The following is a 15719-nucleotide window of genomic DNA, read 5'->3' as shown; positions in this document are numbered from 1 at the left end:
ACTGATGGGATCCGCACTGATCCGCCTGGCCCCCCTAGGACTCGCCAGCGTGCTTGCATTCCTGGGAACCCCTGGCGTGCGCAGTCAGGGAATGCTGGCGGGATGCCGGCTCGAGAACGGAAGCCTTCAGTGCGTGCCAGGGATGACGGCGGATCCTCAGCAGCAGATCCAGGTGCTGGATGGGGAGATCAGCAGTGGTCTCCAGGCTGAAGGACGGATCCAACAGACCATCAGCGATCTGCAGCGTTTTGTACTGGTGGGTGAGGCCCGACAGGGGCAGCTGCTGAAGGCAGAGCTGATGCTGAATGGCGGATCCATGTCAGCCGTTCATCTCCACTGGTACCGCCGCCAAGGCAACGGGGCCTGGATCTTGGTGCAGGACGTGAGCGAGAGCATCTACACCATCGGGCCTGACGATGCAGGCAGTTCAGTGATGGCTGTTTTGACAGTCACCGACCAGAACGGAAACGTGAGCCGCGTGAACAGCAACACAATCGGACCTGTGCCTGTGAACTGACGCTGTGGGTGGTCAGGTGCTCAGAAGGGCTTCCTGCTGACGCACCAATTCAAAAAATTCCTGCTTCAAGCTTGGGTCGTGACGGAAGTCTCCCCTCACGACCGAGTTCACCATGCTGGTCTGCGGCTCACGAACACCACGCCACTTCATGCAGTAGTGCTGGGCTTTAACAATGATGCCAAGACCCTGTGGTTCACAGAGTCGCTCGATTTCGTCCGCCAGGATCATTACGGCTTCCTCCTGAATGTGAGGCCTTGAGAAGACCCAATCGGCCACACGGGTGAACTTGGAAAGACCGATCACCCGGCTACCAGGCTTGATCCCGATCCAGCAGTTGCCCATGATCGGCACCAGATGGTGCGAACAGGCGGAGCGCACCGTGATGGGACCCACGGTATAAATCTCATCGAGATTTTTGACGTTGGGGAAACTGGCGACCTTGGGCTGCTGGTGGTAGCGACCCTTGAACACCTCTTGGAGATACATGCGCGCAACACGCTCGGCTGTCTCTTCGGTGTTGTGATCGTTCTCAATGTCAATCACAAGAGCGCGAAGAAGATCACGAACGCGATCCGCAACCTCACATTCCAACCCCTCAAGTTCACCCTCGAGGATGTAATCAGCAATATTGTCGTTCGCCAGGAAGCTGGCGTCAGCTGCTTTCAGGCGGGCCCGAATCCTGGCAGAGATGCTCTGGGGCAGCACCGGGGCTTTTTCACGGCTGAGACCGTTGGCTGAGGCGGAAAGCGTAGAAGTCATGAATGCCGGGTTTAAAAAGCGCCAGTTGCTGGCATCAGAGTGAGATCCTCAATCACCTGCGTAGCAGGTTGCTGAGCGAGATGGAGGAGGGCTGCCGCTGCCTGATCGACAGGAAGCATGGCACGGCGGTCGAAGTCGCTCTGCACCGTGGGGGAATCCCAGAGAGGGGAATCCACTGCACCGAGCGTGAGCGTGCAAGCACGCACTCCATGCTTTCGCTCCTCCTCTGCCAAACATCGGGTGAAGCTAGCCAGAGCAGCCTTGGTGGTGCAGTACGCCCCCCAGCCTGGGAAGGCGTTGCGAGCAGCATGGCTGCTCACATTGATGACAAGACCTCCGGAGGGGCGCATCACCGGCACCACTGCTGCACAGATCTGAAAGACGCTGGTGAGATTGAGCTGGAGCAACCACTGCCAGCGGTCAAGGGGCATGTCCAGGAGCTCACCGGTCCAGGCAGCGCCTGCGTTATTGATGAGCACGGAAGGACGCAGCCCCAAGCTGAGGAGTTCCTCCACGCCGGTAGCGATGGCTTCGGGGTCACTCAGGTCAATGGCCCGGTAGTGCACTTTGCGACCGGTGCTGGACAACTCCGAGGCAAGAGACTGAAGAGCCGCCTCACTGCGGGACACCAAAAGGAGATCCCATCCGGCATCGGCGAAGCGTCGTGCTGTCGCATGACCGATGCCTCGTGAAGCACCGGTGATCAGAACAGAAGGCAAATCGGCCTTGCAAGCCGAGACACCCTAGACAGCCGGATCGATTTCCGGAGTTCCCGACGACAGGACCCGACCCATCGCGCGGAATTTGCGGTACCGCTGCTCCCGCAGATCATTAGGAGACAGCAGCTCGAGTTCGCTCAGGTGGCGCTCAATCGCTTCCTTGAGCACTTCACCGGCCTGAAGAGGGGCCCAATTGTTGCCTCCAGCCGGCTCAGGGAGCACTTCATCCACCACTCCGAGGCTTTGGAGGTCAGGGCCGGTGATGCGCAGAGCCGCTGCCGCCTCAGGGGCCTTCCCTGCATCGCGCCAAAGAATGGACGCACAAGCCTCCGGACTTGCCACGGTGTAGACGCTGTGCTCGAACATCAACAGGCGATCGGCCACACCAATTCCCAAAGCACCACCTGAACCGCCCTCGCCAATGACCGTTGCGATGATCGGCACGCGCAATCGGAACATTTCACGCAGGTTGACCGCGATCGCCTCACCCTGTCCCTGCTCCTCGGCCAGCAGACCGGCGTAGGCCCCTGGTGTGTCGATGAAGCTCAAGATCGGCAGACCAAAACGATCGGCGTGATCCATCAGACGCAAGGCCTTGCGATAGCCCCCAGGAGTGGCCATCCCAAAATTGCGGGCCACGTTTTCCTTGGTGTCCCGCCCCTTCTGATGACCAAGCAGAAGCACGGAACGCGATCCGATTCTGCCCAGACCTCCCACAAGGGCCTGATCATCGCTTCCGCGGCGATCACCATGGAGCTCAACCCAGTCGTCACAGAACATCTGAATGAAATCCAGGGTGCTCGGACGATGGGGATGACGAGCGACCTGAATCTTCTGCGCGGGCGTCAGGTTGGAGAAGATCTCTTCACGTCGCCGGGCGGCCAGGGTCTCCAGCTGCAGAAGCTGCTGGCTCACATCGACCTCTGAGTCGCGTGCCAGCTGTCGAATCTGCTCGATCTGCTGCTCCAGCTCCACCAGGGGCTTCTCAAAATCGAGCAGGGGACGACGGGCCATGACAGAGATGGGGGAAGAGTTCAGGCTGCAGCGGCCTGAACCGAGGTGGGCAGATTGAGCGTGGAGAAACCGTGGCGCTGGGATGCTGCACCAATGAAGTCCATCTTCTCGAGCGTGATGTTGTTGCGACCCCAGCTGAAATTCGTATGACAGGCCTCAAATTCCAGAAGCATTGCTTCAGCGAAACAGGCAAACATCTGTCGTTGCGGCTTTTCCATCTCAGCGATCTCCATCATGGTCCAGCCGATGTCGGTGCTGAACTCGACAATGCCACCTTTGAGCACATGAACGCCTGAGCCAGCGACACGAGCGTCGAGATTCTTGGGATAACCGCCATCAATCATCAGGCAGGGTTGACGCAATGTGCTGGCGTCGATTTCAAGTGTGCGGGGCATGCTTGCGACCCAAACCACCACATCCGCCTCTGGAAGAGCTTCCTCAAGGGTGAGAATGCGTCCACCACCAAGCTCTTGCTGCAGATCAAGCAGGGGCTGCTGCTGACGGGCCACCAACAGCAATTCAGCCACTCCGGTGCGCTGCGAAAGCCAACGGCAAACAGCGCTGCCGATGTCTCCAGTGGCTCCCACCACAGCCACCCTGGCCTTGGAGAGGTCAATCCCTAGCAGGGGCGCGTTCACTTCGACCTGACGGCTGATCACCCATGCGGTGTGGGTATTTCCCGTGGTGAAGCGTTCCCACTCCAGGGTCGTGCTGCGCACATGCTGATGCTGAAGCAGATTGAAGTTCTCGAAAATGATCGAGGTGAAGCCGCCGAGGGCTGTGATGCTGATGCCCTTCTTCTGAGCAAGCTCCATCGCATTGAGAACCTTGCGACGCGCGGTCTTGAACCGACTCAGCATCTCCGGCACGAAGCAGGAGTCGATATAGGCACCGGTAATGGTGGTGCCGGTGGGGCTGGTGACGTCAAAGGTCTCGACCAGCTGAGGGGGTGCGCTGCACCACACGTCCAAATCCCCTTCGGCGATGTGATCGAATCCAAGCTCCGAGGCTTTACGCCGGGCAGCCTCAAAGCTTGTGGAGTGTCCGATCAGACCAAACATGTCCCGCCGACGTTCAACAGATTTAAAGCCAGGGGCACAAGGGAAGGCGGCCTGGCCTGCCATGCTCCCACGAAAGCATGTATCCGAAGCTACGTGAGTGTGCACGAAGCAGAACCGGAGCGTCGGATCCCAGGCCTAAAAAACCGAGGCCTGAGATCCGGAAGATTGCCCTCAGATCAAATGATTGCCCTCAACAGTGGGCTCAGATGGCGAGAGCAGCCGCGGCCATACGGGCGATATCGCGGGAACTGAAGCCGATCTCGCTGAGCGCTTCCTGGTAAGCGATCAGGAAATCCTCGATCAGGTCTTCTTTCTCCATCTGCAGAGCAGAGGCGTCGGCAGCCACTTGCTCGAGCATGGAGCGGATCAGGGGGAGGTTGACCTTGTTGGCCTCCATCAGCTCGTCTCGGCTGGCTTCGAAGTTGGCCTTGAGCCACTCCTGGCCGTAATTGAGATGGGTGTATTCATCCTTCACCACACCCTCAGTGATCTTGCGAGCGAAGGGATCGGCCACCGGGATATAGATGTGATAGGCCGAAATGGCGAACGCCTCAATCAGGAGTGCCTGGATCAGGAGACAAGTGACCACCTTGCCCTCCTTGAGCGCCGCCTGAAAGTTGCCGTGCAGGGGAGCAAAGAACTCACGGGCGAAGGGCATATCGGCCTCAACTCCGAGATTGCGTCCGCAGGACATGAAGCCCTTCATGTGCTTCATCTCCATGCGTGCCAGACGGGCCAGCTCCTCCTGCTGCTCAGGGATGAGCGTGCCAAGGGCGATGTAGTTGTCGTGCGCTTCCTGCTCGCCCTCGATGACGATCGCGTTGATGCGGCTGTAGGCGTCTTTGTAGGCCGCGCTGGTGAAGTCGGGCAGCTGGGATGCGGACCCTGACTGGTCTTCAAGGACGGCGACCTCAGACGTCTCGAGGGTCGGCATGGGTCTCTCGTGATGAGCAATGGGACCGACTGTAACCAGCACATCCGCTGTTGGACTGCTTCCGCGTTCTGAGATCACAACCTGATGACCTGCGCTCTCGGAGGCCAGTCACTGGCAAGCAAGGCCTGGAAGCGATCCAGCCAATGGCGAACCAGGGCGTCCTCGAGTGCCTTCCCCAGCGCCTCTGATGCCTGACGGCTGTCCCCGATCACGCCGGTTGCACTGAGCTCCCTGGTGAACCAGGCACAGGGGGCATGCCCCTCCAGACTCCAACCTGGAGGAGGTGTGGCCGGCAGCGACGGATCGTGATGGAGGCCATCAACGGGCCGCTCGGAGCCGACCAGATGGGGAGCGAGCGCCAGCATCAGGCTTGTCTCCGCTAAACCGGCATGGAGCCCCTCCCGAGCCTCCTGCTCGGGAAGCAAGGCCTCCAGACCCGCCACGCCACTCCAAAGGAAACAGGGCAGCACCGCCAGGGAAGGCCGAAGGGCCCGCAGGCTGCGAGCCGCCGCCTGAAGCAAACCGATTTGCCCACCATGGGCGTTGAACAACACCAACCTCTGCGCTCCCGCATCGGCCAGCTGAGAACCCACCTCCTCGAGCAGACGGATCAGGAGATCGGCCGAAAGGCTGAGCGTGCCTGGGAAGCCAGCGTGCTCAGGAGAAAACCCGATGGCCTGCACAGGCAAAGCCCAGATCGGCAGCTCAGAAGGCAGTTGCTCCAGGACCACCTGAAGGATTCGTTCAGCGAACAGCGCATCGGTGGTCAAAGGCAGTTGAGGACCGTGTTGTTCACAGGCGCCGAAGGGCCAAACCACCGTGGAACCTTCTCGATTCAGGGCGGCCTTCACCTGAGGCCAGCTCAACGCATCCAGACGATTCAGTGGGGAAAGCATCACGACTGAAGACGGCGCTCAATCTCCACCCTGCCTGTCAGACTGTCCGATCGACACCCCCCAGGGCCCATGGCCGGATCCGGCAGTCCGCAGCCCAAGCAGCCGAAACCTGCAGTGCCATCGGCGGAAGCACCACGCAAACCCCAGCTGGTGATGCACATCAGCAAAAAGGAGGAGCAGGAGCGGCTGCTCAAGGAAGCCGAGGAAGCCAGGGCTGCGGCTGCGGCAGCGGAAGAGCGTGCCAGAGCCCTCGAGCAAGCTGCCGCAGCCGCCGGCAGCCCAATGGCCCCCAAGGCCCCCAGCCGGCCAGCTCCGCCGCAGCGATCCGTTGCTGCGGATTCAGAGGACGACAGCCGCTTCGACAGCTCCGAACTTGAGGGGCTGACCATGGCAGACCTTCTGGGCCCCGCAGACCAGAGCCGAGGCGGTGGTGCCGGCCAGCAGCAGCCGGCTGCTCGTGCCGCCAGCCGCAGCGTGGATGATTTCGATTTCGATGAGGATGCCTTCCTCGCGGCACTCGATGAGAACGAACCAGTCGGTACCACCGGAGAAGTGGTCACCGGGATCGTGATCGGGATGGAAAGCGACGGTGTCTACGTGGACATCGGAGGTAAAGCACCCGGATTTATGCCCAAGAGTGAATGCGGGCTCGGGGTGATCACCAACCTGAAGGAGCGCTTCCCCAAGGGACTGGAAGTGGAGGTGCTGGTCACCCGCGAACAGAATGCGGATGGCATGGTCACGATCAGCTGCCGTGCGCTGGCCCTGCGCAAGAGCTGGGACAAGGTGAAGCAGCTCGAAAAGGAAGGGAAGGTTGTTCAGGTGAAGGTCAGCGGTTTCAACCGCGGCGGCGTGACCTGCGACCTGGAGGGTCTGCGCGGCTTTGTTCCCCGCTCCCAGCTGCAGGACGGTGAAAACCACGAAGCCTTAGTGGGCAAGACCCTTGGCGTCGCCTTCCTGGAGGTCAATTCCGAAACCAGGAAACTGGTGCTTTCTGAAAAGCGGGCAGCCACCGCCGCCCGCTTTGCGGAACTCGAGGTCGGTCAGCTGGTGGAAGGCACGGTGGTGGCGGTCAAGCCCTACGGCTTCTTCGTGGATCTCGGCGGTATCAGTGGCCTGTTGCACCAGTCGATGGTGACCGGAGGCAGCATGCGCTCCCTGCGCGAGGTGTTCGATCAGGGCGACACGGTCAAGGCCCTGATTACTGAACTCGACCCTGGACGGGGGCGGATCGCCTTGAACACCGCCATGCTGGAAGGGCAGCCCGGTGAGCTGCTCATCGAAAAAGACAAAGTGATGGCAGAAGCCGCCGACAGGGCCAACAGGGCTCGTAACGTCCTCAGGCAGCAGGAACAATCCGCCGGATGATCACGGCCGACCCCCCGTCGAGCGACGCGACCGCGAGCTCTCAGTCAGCCCGTCAGGCCGATTGGGAGCTTGATTTCTATTCCAGGCCGATTCTCGAACCCGACGGGAAGAAACGCTGGGAACTCCTGATCACCGGAACACCGGATCTCTCAGGAGCTGAGCCCTTTCGATTCGAACGGCGCTGCCCCGCTGGAGACGTCAACTCCACCTGGCTGGCCGCCGCTCTGCGGGATGCGCTTGAACAGGCCAGCAGGGAGGGATGGGCACCACCGCGGCGCCTGCGTTCATGGCGCAGTGCCATGCGCACGATGGTGCTGCGAGCCGCTGCCGAACTGGAACTGGATGTGATCTCCAGCCGCCGCACCTATGCACTGATCGACTGGCTGGCCCAGCGCGATCAAGAGGTGTATCCGCTCGAGGAGGGCTACATGAGCGGTCCACTCGCTCCCCCTCCAGCGCCCGTCAGCACCCCGGCCGTCCCTCTCCCTGAGGCGGTTCGAGGTGATGCACTCAGCTTGGCCAGCCTGCCTCTGGGCAGCCTCAGGGAGGCCGCCGACTGGCCTTTGGGATTCAGCGACCTGCTGCCGATTTCCGACAGCCTTGATCCAGAGCTTTCGGTGCCAGGACTGCGGCTGTTCAGCCGTTCCCGTGCCCTCGCCCTGGCCGGATGGCTCGGTGGGCTTGAACCAGTGCGCCTTCGAGTCGACGGTCAACAACTGGTGTTGGATGCCGGTCAAGACGACACCTGGCTGGTGACCGACCTCAGTGCCGATGCGGCAGCTGAGACGATCGAGCTGCTGGCTTCAGCCCGTGAACAGGTCAAGGGTCTGCAATTCATTGCCGTGCAGGCCACGCCTGACACCCCTCGGTTTGAGGGCTTCTGGATGCTCCGGGACCAGCCGGAGCCATGAGCGCAGACCAGGAGCGCGATCCGCTCGCCCAGCCTGATACCCGCTTCAACACCCTGAACGGATGGACCTGGGTTGGCTGCTACGGGGGCTACTACCTGAGCGCAGACCTGCTGCAGGACCAGGGCTTTGAGCATGGATTCTTTACCAGGCGCTGGCAGGGCCGAGCCCCGGATGTGTTGGCGGCCTATCTCTCGGCCGGCGTCAGCGTGCACCGTCCCCAGCAGGTGCACGGCTCACGGGTGCTGGAGGCCTCGGCGGCCAGCGGTCCTCCCTGGCCGGAGGCCGATGGACTGGTCAGCGACAGGGGAGGGCAAAGCCTCTGGGTTTGTGGTGCTGACTGCACCCCAGTACTGCTCGCAGATCCAGGCACCGGCCATGCGGCGGCCTGCCATGCCGGCTGGCGTGGTGTGGCGAGCGGAATCCTGGGCGAAGCAGTGGCCCTCCTCGAGCAACGCGGCGCCAGTCAAAGCGACCTGGTGGTGGCCCTTGGTCCTGCCGTGAGTGGAGCTTGTTATCAGGTGGAGGATTCCGTAGCGGATCAGGTCATCGCCTCCATTGATCCCAACCTTCAGGAGGGCATCGCCAGCGATGATCCAGAACCGGGTCGCTGTCGGCTCGACATCCGTCAGGCGGCCCGCGCCCAACTCATTGGCCATGGCCTACGACCTGAGCGAATCAGCGTCTGCCCTCTCTGCACGGTTAGCGAGCCGGATCTCTTCCATTCCTGGCGACGGGATCAGGTGAAGGCTGTGCAGTGGAGCGGCATCGTTGCTCAGGCGCCGCTCTGAACCTCAAGCAAACGAAGAGCCACTGCTTCTGCTGCACGGATTCCATCGATCGCCGCTGAAAGGATCCCACCGGCATAACCGGCGCCCTCTCCCGCCGGCATCAGCCCCTGGGTGTTGATCGACTCTCCCCGCTGATCCCTGGTCAAGCGCACCGGTGAGGAGGTGCGGGTTTCCACTCCAGTGAGAATGGCGTCTGGATGGTCGTAGCCCTCAAGGCGTGTCGCGAAACGAGGCAGAGCTTCCTGCAGTGCCTCAATCATGGCCGCAGGCAGAGCATCACGAAGATCGGCAGGGCGAACTCCTGGTTGATACGAGGGTTGAATCAGGCCTAGGGCTGTGGATGGGCTGCCGGAGAGAAAGTCCTCCAAACGCTGCACAGGAGCGCTGTAGTCCTCTCCACCCAGGGTGAAAGCCCGTTCTTCGAGTGCGCGCTGAAAGGCCACGCCTGCCAGTGGATCTCCTGAATAGCGTTCAAACGGCTCTAGATCCTCAGGCTGAACAGGAACCACTAAACCGCTGTTGGCATTGCGTTCATTCCGAGAGTGCTGACTCATCCCGTTGGTCACCACGCGGCCTAGTTCGCTGGTGGCACCCACCACAAGGCCTCCGGGGCACATGCAGAAGCTGTAAACACAGCGTCCATTGCTGGCGTGATGCACGAGCTTGTACTCCGCGGCACCAAGGCGCGCATGCCCCGCCTGCTGCCCCCAGCGGGCGCGATCGATCAGTGGCTGCGGATGTTCGATGCGTAAACCAACCGCGAACGGCTTGGCCTCCATCGCCACACCCACCCGCTCCAGCATCGCGAAGGTATCGCGGGCGGAATGCCCAGGTGCCAGAACAAGATGCCGGCAAGCCAAAGCCGAGCCATCAGCCAATCGAACCCCCACCAGGCGTTGGCTCTGCCCCTCCGCCTCGGCCTGGAGCGGTTCGACCAGCAACTCCTCAACCAGGGCTCCGAAGCGCACCTCCCCGCCCAGGGCCTCGATTCTGGATCGAAGCCCGCGCACAACCGTGGCGAGCTTGAAGGTGCCGATATGAGGGCGATGCACGGTGAGGATCTCTGGGTTGGCACCGCTGGCCACTAGCTCCTCCAGCACTTTGCGGCCGTAATGCTCAGGATCACTGACCTGGCTGTAGAGCTTTCCATCGGAGAAGGTGCCAGCGCCCCCCTCGCCGAACTGCACGTTCGACTCAGGGTTCAGAGGCAGGGCACCGCGCCAGAAGCCGAAGGTGTCACCGGTGCGCTGCCGCACGGGCTGACCACGTTCGAGAAGCAAGGGCCTGAAGCCCATCTGTGCCAGCAGCAAGGCTGCGAAATAGCCGCAGGGACCAGCCCCCACCACCACCGGACGCTGCTCCTGTGCGCTGGGGAACCCCTCTGGCGCCAGGCCCACGGCGCGGTAATCAGTCTCAGGTGCAGGACGTAGACGGGCTTCGCCGCGATGGCGCCGGAGCAGCGCACGCTCATCCTGCACCTCAACATCGACGCTATAGATGATCTGAATTCGCTCGCGACGACGGGCATCGATGCTGCGCTTGACAAGCCGATGGCTAAGGAGCTGATCGGCCGGCAGCCGAAGCCGACGCAGGATCGCAACCTCGAGATCCTCAACCCCATGGTCGAGGGGTAACCGCACTTCGCTCAAGCGCAACACGCGCGTCGCCCGCCGAACCCTTTCAAACCTACTGAGCCGCAATCAGGCGGGTGCTGGCACGGCCTGAGGGGGCCTGACCGGCACGCAGATCAAAGCGGCTGGCCACTCCCTCCAGTCGCACCCTTTGTCCATCACGACGACGCGCCATCGCTTCACACAGGGGGCTGACCTCGGCATCCGGATCGATCCAGCCGAGGGGATCACGGGTTCCCTCGCTGGAGACGGGTGATGGTGCCAGCGTGGAGAGGGCAAGAACACGCGCTGTCTCATAACCAGCCGCGGCCAACTGATCAGGTTCCCGACCAAAGCGCTGCTGAAAGCGATTGGCGAAGGCAGCCCAGGCAGGCCCCACCGCCGGGCGCTTCAGAGCCAGCTGGGGCCAGTCCTGAGATGGCAGCCTGGCCGCCTGATCCGCAGGCAAAAGCCAGATCCAGGTGGGATGTGCCGGGACGAACTCACCCTGCCGCTGGGCTTGGCGCAGGGCCTGAGCAAGCGCACCATCCGGAGGAGCCGCCAGCACCATGGCATCAGGAGCCAGCCAGGCCAAATCCTGCGCCAACTGCGACAGCTGTTCAGGACGGGAAGGATCCACATCCTGCAGCAGGGTCTCGTTGTACGAGAGCACCTGCCCCCCATCGCCCTGGAACAGCTCCACAAAGGCGGCGGCAGCCTCGCCCTGCAGGGTTGTGGGGTCACGCACCACCACAAGCCGCTTCCAGCCTCGTTTCAAGGCATCGGTGGCCAGGGCGCGGTAATCCTCCTCCCGCGAAGGTACGAGCGGCCAGAGCCGACCGCCGGCATCCAGGCCCTTCAGTCTCTGAAGGGAGGCACCTCTCTGCAGGGGCAGCAAGACGCGAGCATCACTGATCTCCGCCAGCTTGCTGAAGGCACGCAGATCAGCCGCATAGGGAGCAACCACTAGCGATGGCACCGTCCCAGATGGGAACAAGGCGAGCGGATCTCCATCCCAGGCAAACGGTCGCCAGTCGGGGATGAGGGGCTTAAGACCGCAGGAGCGCACGGCATCCTGTCCGAGTTGAAAGCCATCGAGGAAGGACACCCTCGCCCGATCGGGCCCAGTGGGGAGAAGCACGGCTACAGAGGCCCTCGGCATCTGCGCCGCTGCCATGGCCTGACAACCGAGCAGAGTCGCCAAAACGATGGCCCCCTGCCTCAAGCGGCGACCCTGACGCCACCCGAACGTCCCAAGAACCCGCTCCTCCCGATCAGGGCCGAGGGGCCCTGAAACAGCAGAATCTTGAAAGGGAGCCTCCGGCGAGGCGGCCATGGCAGGGAGGGGTGCGTTCTGAAGACTTCAAGCTAGGGAGAGTCTTCAACCCCGTCCGGCTTTGTCACAGGATCGGGCAGATCCGCGTCGGCCACAGCTGGCAGACGCAAGGACGCCAGACCTGCCAGCATCAGAAGAACACCGATCACCGCTGCCAGAGGTCGGTTCTCCCCGGCCGCTTCGGTCCACACCGCCGTACTCAAGAACGCGGCCCCAAGCAGCACACAGGGCACCATCACCACGCCTGCCGCAACACGATTGCGCTCCATCTCAGAGGCTGGCAACAGTGGGAGGTTCAGAGGGGCAAGTGAAATGCCCGACACCGGCCTGATCCATCGCCATCGACAGATCCTGTTCTGCACCAAGCGGAGTCACACGGGCGAGCAGGGTTCCGTCTTCAGTACCCACGGGACGAAGATTGACACGACGGCGCCTAGGCAGGGCCTGACGCAGCCAATCGATGGCCTCCGCCTCCTGAGCTGCATCCACCTCCAGGCAAGCGAGACGCACGGTGTAATTGCGGTTGCGGTCACCGATTTGCAGCAGCGAGGGGCTGCGCACCTGGAGGACTTCTGCGGCAGCGGCAGCCAACGGCAGAGTCAGGAGCAACACCACCACGCAGACCAGATGGAGGAGTCGGGCTTTCCAATCCCTCCCCATCAGAGCGAAGCCCCACAGGATGGACAGAAGCGATGTTCATGGGCCGTTGTGGCACCACAGCTGCCACAGCTGCGGGTTGTATCCATGGCCAGCTCGGGATGGGCCGGCAAGCCAACCATCTGAGCATTGCTCTTGCCAGGGGGAACCATCGGATAGCAGTTCTCGCCACGGCGCACATGCACGTCGATCAGCATCGGGCCAGGAGCACGCAGGGCCTCGCCGAGGTCTGCATGCAAGCGGGAACGTTCCGTGATCTTGACGCCACCCACTCCGAAGGCGGAGGCCAGCGCGATGAAGTCGGGCATGCCATTGAGCATGTCGGAGGCCGAGTAGCGCTCCTCGTAAAAACTCTCCTGCCACTGGCGCACCATTCCCTGCCAATGGTTGTTCACGATCACCACCTTCACTGGCAAGCCATAGGCCGCAAGCGTTCCCAACTCCTGAATGTTCATCAGGATGCTGGCGTCGCCAGCGATGCAAATCACCTGACGCTCGGGACAGGCCATCTGAGCGCCGATCGCAGCAGGCATGCCAAAACCCATAGTGCCAAGACCAGCACTACTGATCCAGCCGCGGGGCCCATTGCGCAGATACTGGGCCGCCCACATCTGATGCTGGCCCACGTCCGTGGTGACGATGGCGTCGTTGGCAAGATCACGTACAGCCAACAGCACTTCCTGGGGATAGATCGGACCTTCCGGCTGGGGAACCGTGAGCGGATAACGCTGCTTCCAAGCCTCGATGCGCTCGAGCCAAGCAGCGGTTCGCGGCTCCTCATGACGCTGAAGGCTCAGATCCACCAGTCGCGAGAGGCTGAGGCCAAGGTCACCGAGCACGGCCACATCGGCGGGGCGATTCTTGCCCACCTCAGCAGGATCAATCTCGAAATGCACAACTCGCGCCCGGGGCGCGAAGGTGTCGAGTTTGCCCGTGACACGGTCATCAAACCGGGCGCCTACGGCAATCAACAGATCGCATTCCGTCACCGCGAAATTGGCATAGGCCGTGCCGTGCATGCCCAGCATGCCCACCGAGAGGGGATGGTTCTCGTCAAAGGCCCCTTTGCCCATCAACGTGGTGGTGACAGGCAGCTGGAAACGTTCGGCAAGCATCCGCAGACTGGCGTGAGCTCCAGCTGAGATCGCACCACCTCCGACGTAGAGAAGGGGACGACGGGCCTCCTCGATCAGGGCCAGTGCCGCTGCCACCGCTGCCTCTTCAGGAGGCGCGGGCTGACGGAAACCGGCAGGAATCACACTGCCGGGCTCAACGGGCACGTAATCAAACTCCTCCTGGCCGACGTCCTTAGGGATGTCGATCAACACGGGACCGGGCCTGCCGCTGGCAGCGATCAGAAACGCTTGAGCAACGATCGAACCGAGATCGGCGGGATCACGCACCACCCAGGAGTGCTTCACGATCGGAAGGGTGATCCCGAAAATATCTGTTTCCTGGAAGGCGTCTGTGCCGATCGCCGCGCGGGGCACCTGACCGGTGATCACCACCAACGGCACCGAGTCCATCTGGGCGGTAGCAATGCCGGTCACCAGGTTGGTAGCGCCAGGCCCAGAGGTTCCGAAACACACCCCGACCTTGCCAGTGGCACGGGCATAGGCATCGGCGGCATGGGTGCCCGCCTGCTCATGACGCACCAGGATGTGCTTCACCCAGCCTTGGCTTTCCGCCACATGCAAGGCGTCGTAGATCGGCAGGATCGCCCCGCCGGGGTAACCGAAAATCGTGTCAACGCCATGGCGATGCAGGGCATCCATCAGGGCCTCTGCCCCGGTGACCCGGCGACTGCCGGCTGGATCGGACGCACTGGAGACCGAGGGAGCGGAGGTCAGGGTCACTGCGTCATCACACGGGTCTAGACCTCAAGATTAAGGGCCCGGGCGAAAGGCTGCTTCAGAGCAGGCCGAGGGCATGCAAAGGCCCCTGACCGGTGATCAACTCCAGCAAGAAAGCCGAGAAACCGATCATTGCGAGACGACCGTTCCAGACCTCTGAACTGTTGTTCCAACCCCACTCCCACTTCTCCTGCGGGTAGAGCTTGACCTTGGTGGGCAGCTCTGCCGCCTGGTCGAGGTTGATCTCGGGCCCTTCCAGGCTGGTGGAGACCAGATCGGCCAATCCTTCGATGAAAGGCGCGTAGGTATCGAGCGCAGGAACACGGCGGAAATTCACCACCCCGGCCTCCGTCGCCAGCTCCCTGTATTCGATATCGATCTCCTCGAGGGTTTCGATGTGTTCACTGACAAAACTGATGGGCACCACCACCAGATCCCTGGTACCGGCATGGCCGAGCTCTTCAAGGGCCTCCTCGGTGTAGGGCTTGAGCCACTCAACGGGGCCAACCCGGCTCTGGTAGGCGAGGGTATGGGGATTCGACCAGCCGAGGATCGCGCCAAGCTCGGCCATGATCAATTCCGTGCAGGCCTCGATCTCCCGTTGATAGGGATCGCCCGCTTCCTCCACGTAGCTCTTCGGCACACCATGGGCGCTGAAGAACACATGGGCGGCCTCGGGACAATCCGAGGCGCGCACCTGGCCAGCGATCAATTCCGCCATCGCACGCACGTAGCCGGGATGGTCGTACCAACTGCGAATGCAACGGATCGGCAAGGTCTGGAAGGCTGGATCCTGCTGACGCAGCCGTTGCAACTCCCTGAAGCTGGAGCCGCTGGTGCTGATCGAAAAATGGGGGTAGAGGGGGAGCACCACCACTTGCTCAATGCCATCGGCCTTGAGGTCAGCCACAGCGGATTCCGTAAACGGATGCCAGTAGCGCATGGCTACGTAGGTGGTGGCTTCGATCCCCCGCTGACGCAGCACACTCTGGAGTTCACGGGCCTGCTGCTCGGTGATCCGTCTCAGGGGAGAACCGCCACCAATCGAGCGATAGGCCTCCTGGGACTTGCCGCTGCGAAGGGTGCTGATCAACCAGGCCAGAGGCTTCTGCAATGCCGGGATCGGCAACCGGATGATCTCAGGATCGGCGAACAGGTTGTAAAGGAAGGGACCGACATCCTGAATGCGTTCGGGTCCCCCGAGGTTGAGAAGAAGGACACCGACCCTGGCCATGGAGAATGTGCGAGGCAAGAAGGGGCTTGAGCGTAACCCCCATCAACGCCAACGTGGCATCA

General features: G+C 62.1%; 16 protein-coding genes. 4 read left to right on the top strand and 12 right to left on the bottom strand.

From position 1 onward, the window contains the following. Window positions 1-4 precede the first annotated feature (4 nt). Entirely contained in the window at window positions 5-517 is a 513-nt protein-coding gene (locus H0O21_RS08195) for a hypothetical protein (protein WP_185189328.1), read from the top strand. A gap of 12 nt (window positions 518-529) precedes the next feature. Here H0O21_RS08195 and folE read toward each other — a convergent pair whose 3' ends face one another. The 6 genes from folE to H0O21_RS08165 all read right to left on the bottom strand — a co-directional run bounded on the left by folE (window position 530) and on the right by H0O21_RS08165 (window position 5900). Then, window positions 530-1276 (bottom strand): GTP cyclohydrolase I, encoded by a 747-nt coding sequence (gene folE / locus H0O21_RS08190; protein WP_185189327.1) that lies wholly within the window; start codon window positions 1274-1276, stop codon window positions 530-532. 11 nt (window positions 1277-1287) lie between these two features. Further along, entirely contained in the window at window positions 1288-1995 is a 708-nt protein-coding gene (locus H0O21_RS08185; RefSeq protein WP_185189326.1) for an SDR family oxidoreductase, read from the bottom strand. Window positions 1996-2019: 24 nt separating this feature from the next. Then, window positions 2020-3009, bottom strand: a complete 990-nt coding sequence (locus H0O21_RS08180; RefSeq protein WP_131454453.1) for an acetyl-CoA carboxylase carboxyltransferase subunit alpha — start codon at window positions 3007-3009, stop codon at window positions 2020-2022. Window positions 3010-3029: 20 nt separating this feature from the next. Continuing rightward, window positions 3030-4070, bottom strand: coding sequence for a long-chain acyl-[acyl-carrier-protein] reductase (locus H0O21_RS08175; RefSeq protein ID WP_185190943.1), 1041 nt, complete (start codon window positions 4068-4070; stop codon window positions 3030-3032). 202 nt (window positions 4071-4272) lie between these two features. Next, window positions 4273-5004: an aldehyde oxygenase (deformylating) gene (locus H0O21_RS08170; protein ID WP_185189325.1), complete on the bottom strand. Its 732-nt coding sequence runs from the start codon at window positions 5002-5004 to the stop codon at window positions 4273-4275. Window positions 5005-5078: 74 nt separating this feature from the next. Beyond that, complete coding sequence (locus H0O21_RS08165; protein ID WP_185189324.1) at window positions 5079-5900, bottom strand: creatininase family protein; 822 nt, start codon at window positions 5898-5900, stop codon at window positions 5079-5081. Between the two features lie 69 nt (window positions 5901-5969). Here H0O21_RS08165 and H0O21_RS08160 point away from each other — a divergent pair, with 69 nt between their 5' ends. Genes H0O21_RS08160 through pgeF form a run of 3 tightly spaced genes read left to right on the top strand, consistent with a single transcriptional unit; the run spans window position 5970 to window position 8967 of the window. Then, entirely contained in the window at window positions 5970-7268 is a 1299-nt protein-coding gene (locus H0O21_RS08160) for a S1 RNA-binding domain-containing protein (protein ID WP_185189323.1), read from the top strand. Further along, complete coding sequence (locus H0O21_RS08155) at window positions 7265-8179, top strand: Tab2/Atab2 family RNA-binding protein (protein ID WP_185189322.1); 915 nt, start codon at window positions 7265-7267, stop codon at window positions 8177-8179. The genes H0O21_RS08160 and H0O21_RS08155 overlap by 4 nt, the downstream gene beginning before the upstream one ends. Then, a complete protein-coding gene (gene pgeF / locus H0O21_RS08150) occupies window positions 8176-8967 on the top strand; it encodes a peptidoglycan editing factor PgeF (RefSeq protein WP_185189321.1) in 792 nt (263 codons plus the stop codon). Before H0O21_RS08155 ends, pgeF begins: the two co-directional genes overlap by 4 nt. On the opposite strand, the gene H0O21_RS08145 is transcribed toward pgeF, so the two are convergent. From H0O21_RS08145 to hemH, 6 genes are read right to left on the bottom strand one after another with little or no spacing between them, the layout of a single operon-like run. Then, entirely contained in the window at window positions 8952-10625 is a 1674-nt protein-coding gene (locus H0O21_RS08145) for an NAD(P)/FAD-dependent oxidoreductase (protein WP_185189320.1), read from the bottom strand. The genes pgeF and H0O21_RS08145 overlap by 16 nt on opposite strands. A gap of 28 nt (window positions 10626-10653) precedes the next feature. Further along, window positions 10654-11913 carry a histidine kinase gene (locus tag H0O21_RS08140; protein WP_255440944.1) on the bottom strand — a complete coding sequence of 420 codons (1260 nt, stop codon included), beginning with the start codon at window positions 11911-11913 and terminating at the stop codon, window positions 10654-10656. 32 nt (window positions 11914-11945) lie between these two features. Continuing rightward, window positions 11946-12182: a GIVxVP protein gene (locus tag H0O21_RS08135; protein ID WP_131454793.1), complete on the bottom strand. Its 237-nt coding sequence runs from the start codon at window positions 12180-12182 to the stop codon at window positions 11946-11948. Between the two features lies 1 nt (window position 12183). Continuing rightward, entirely contained in the window at window positions 12184-12573 is a 390-nt protein-coding gene (locus H0O21_RS08130; RefSeq protein ID WP_131454461.1) for a nuclease, read from the bottom strand. Continuing rightward, complete coding sequence (gene ilvB, locus H0O21_RS08125; RefSeq protein WP_185189319.1) at window positions 12573-14426, bottom strand: biosynthetic-type acetolactate synthase large subunit; 1854 nt, start codon at window positions 14424-14426, stop codon at window positions 12573-12575. The genes H0O21_RS08130 and ilvB overlap by 1 nt, the downstream gene beginning before the upstream one ends. Before the next feature lie 55 nt (window positions 14427-14481). After that, window positions 14482-15657 carry a ferrochelatase gene (gene hemH / locus H0O21_RS08120; protein WP_185190941.1) on the bottom strand — a complete coding sequence of 392 codons (1176 nt, stop codon included), beginning with the start codon at window positions 15655-15657 and terminating at the stop codon, window positions 14482-14484. Between the last annotated feature and the right edge of the window lie 62 nt (window positions 15658-15719).

Source organism: Synechococcus sp. HK01-R, assembly GCF_014217855.1.
GTDB lineage: Bacteria > Cyanobacteriota > Cyanobacteriia > PCC-6307 > Cyanobiaceae > Synechococcus_C.
The sequence above is the reverse complement of the archived record's forward strand: the minus strand, read 5'-3'. Positions and strand labels throughout refer to the sequence as shown.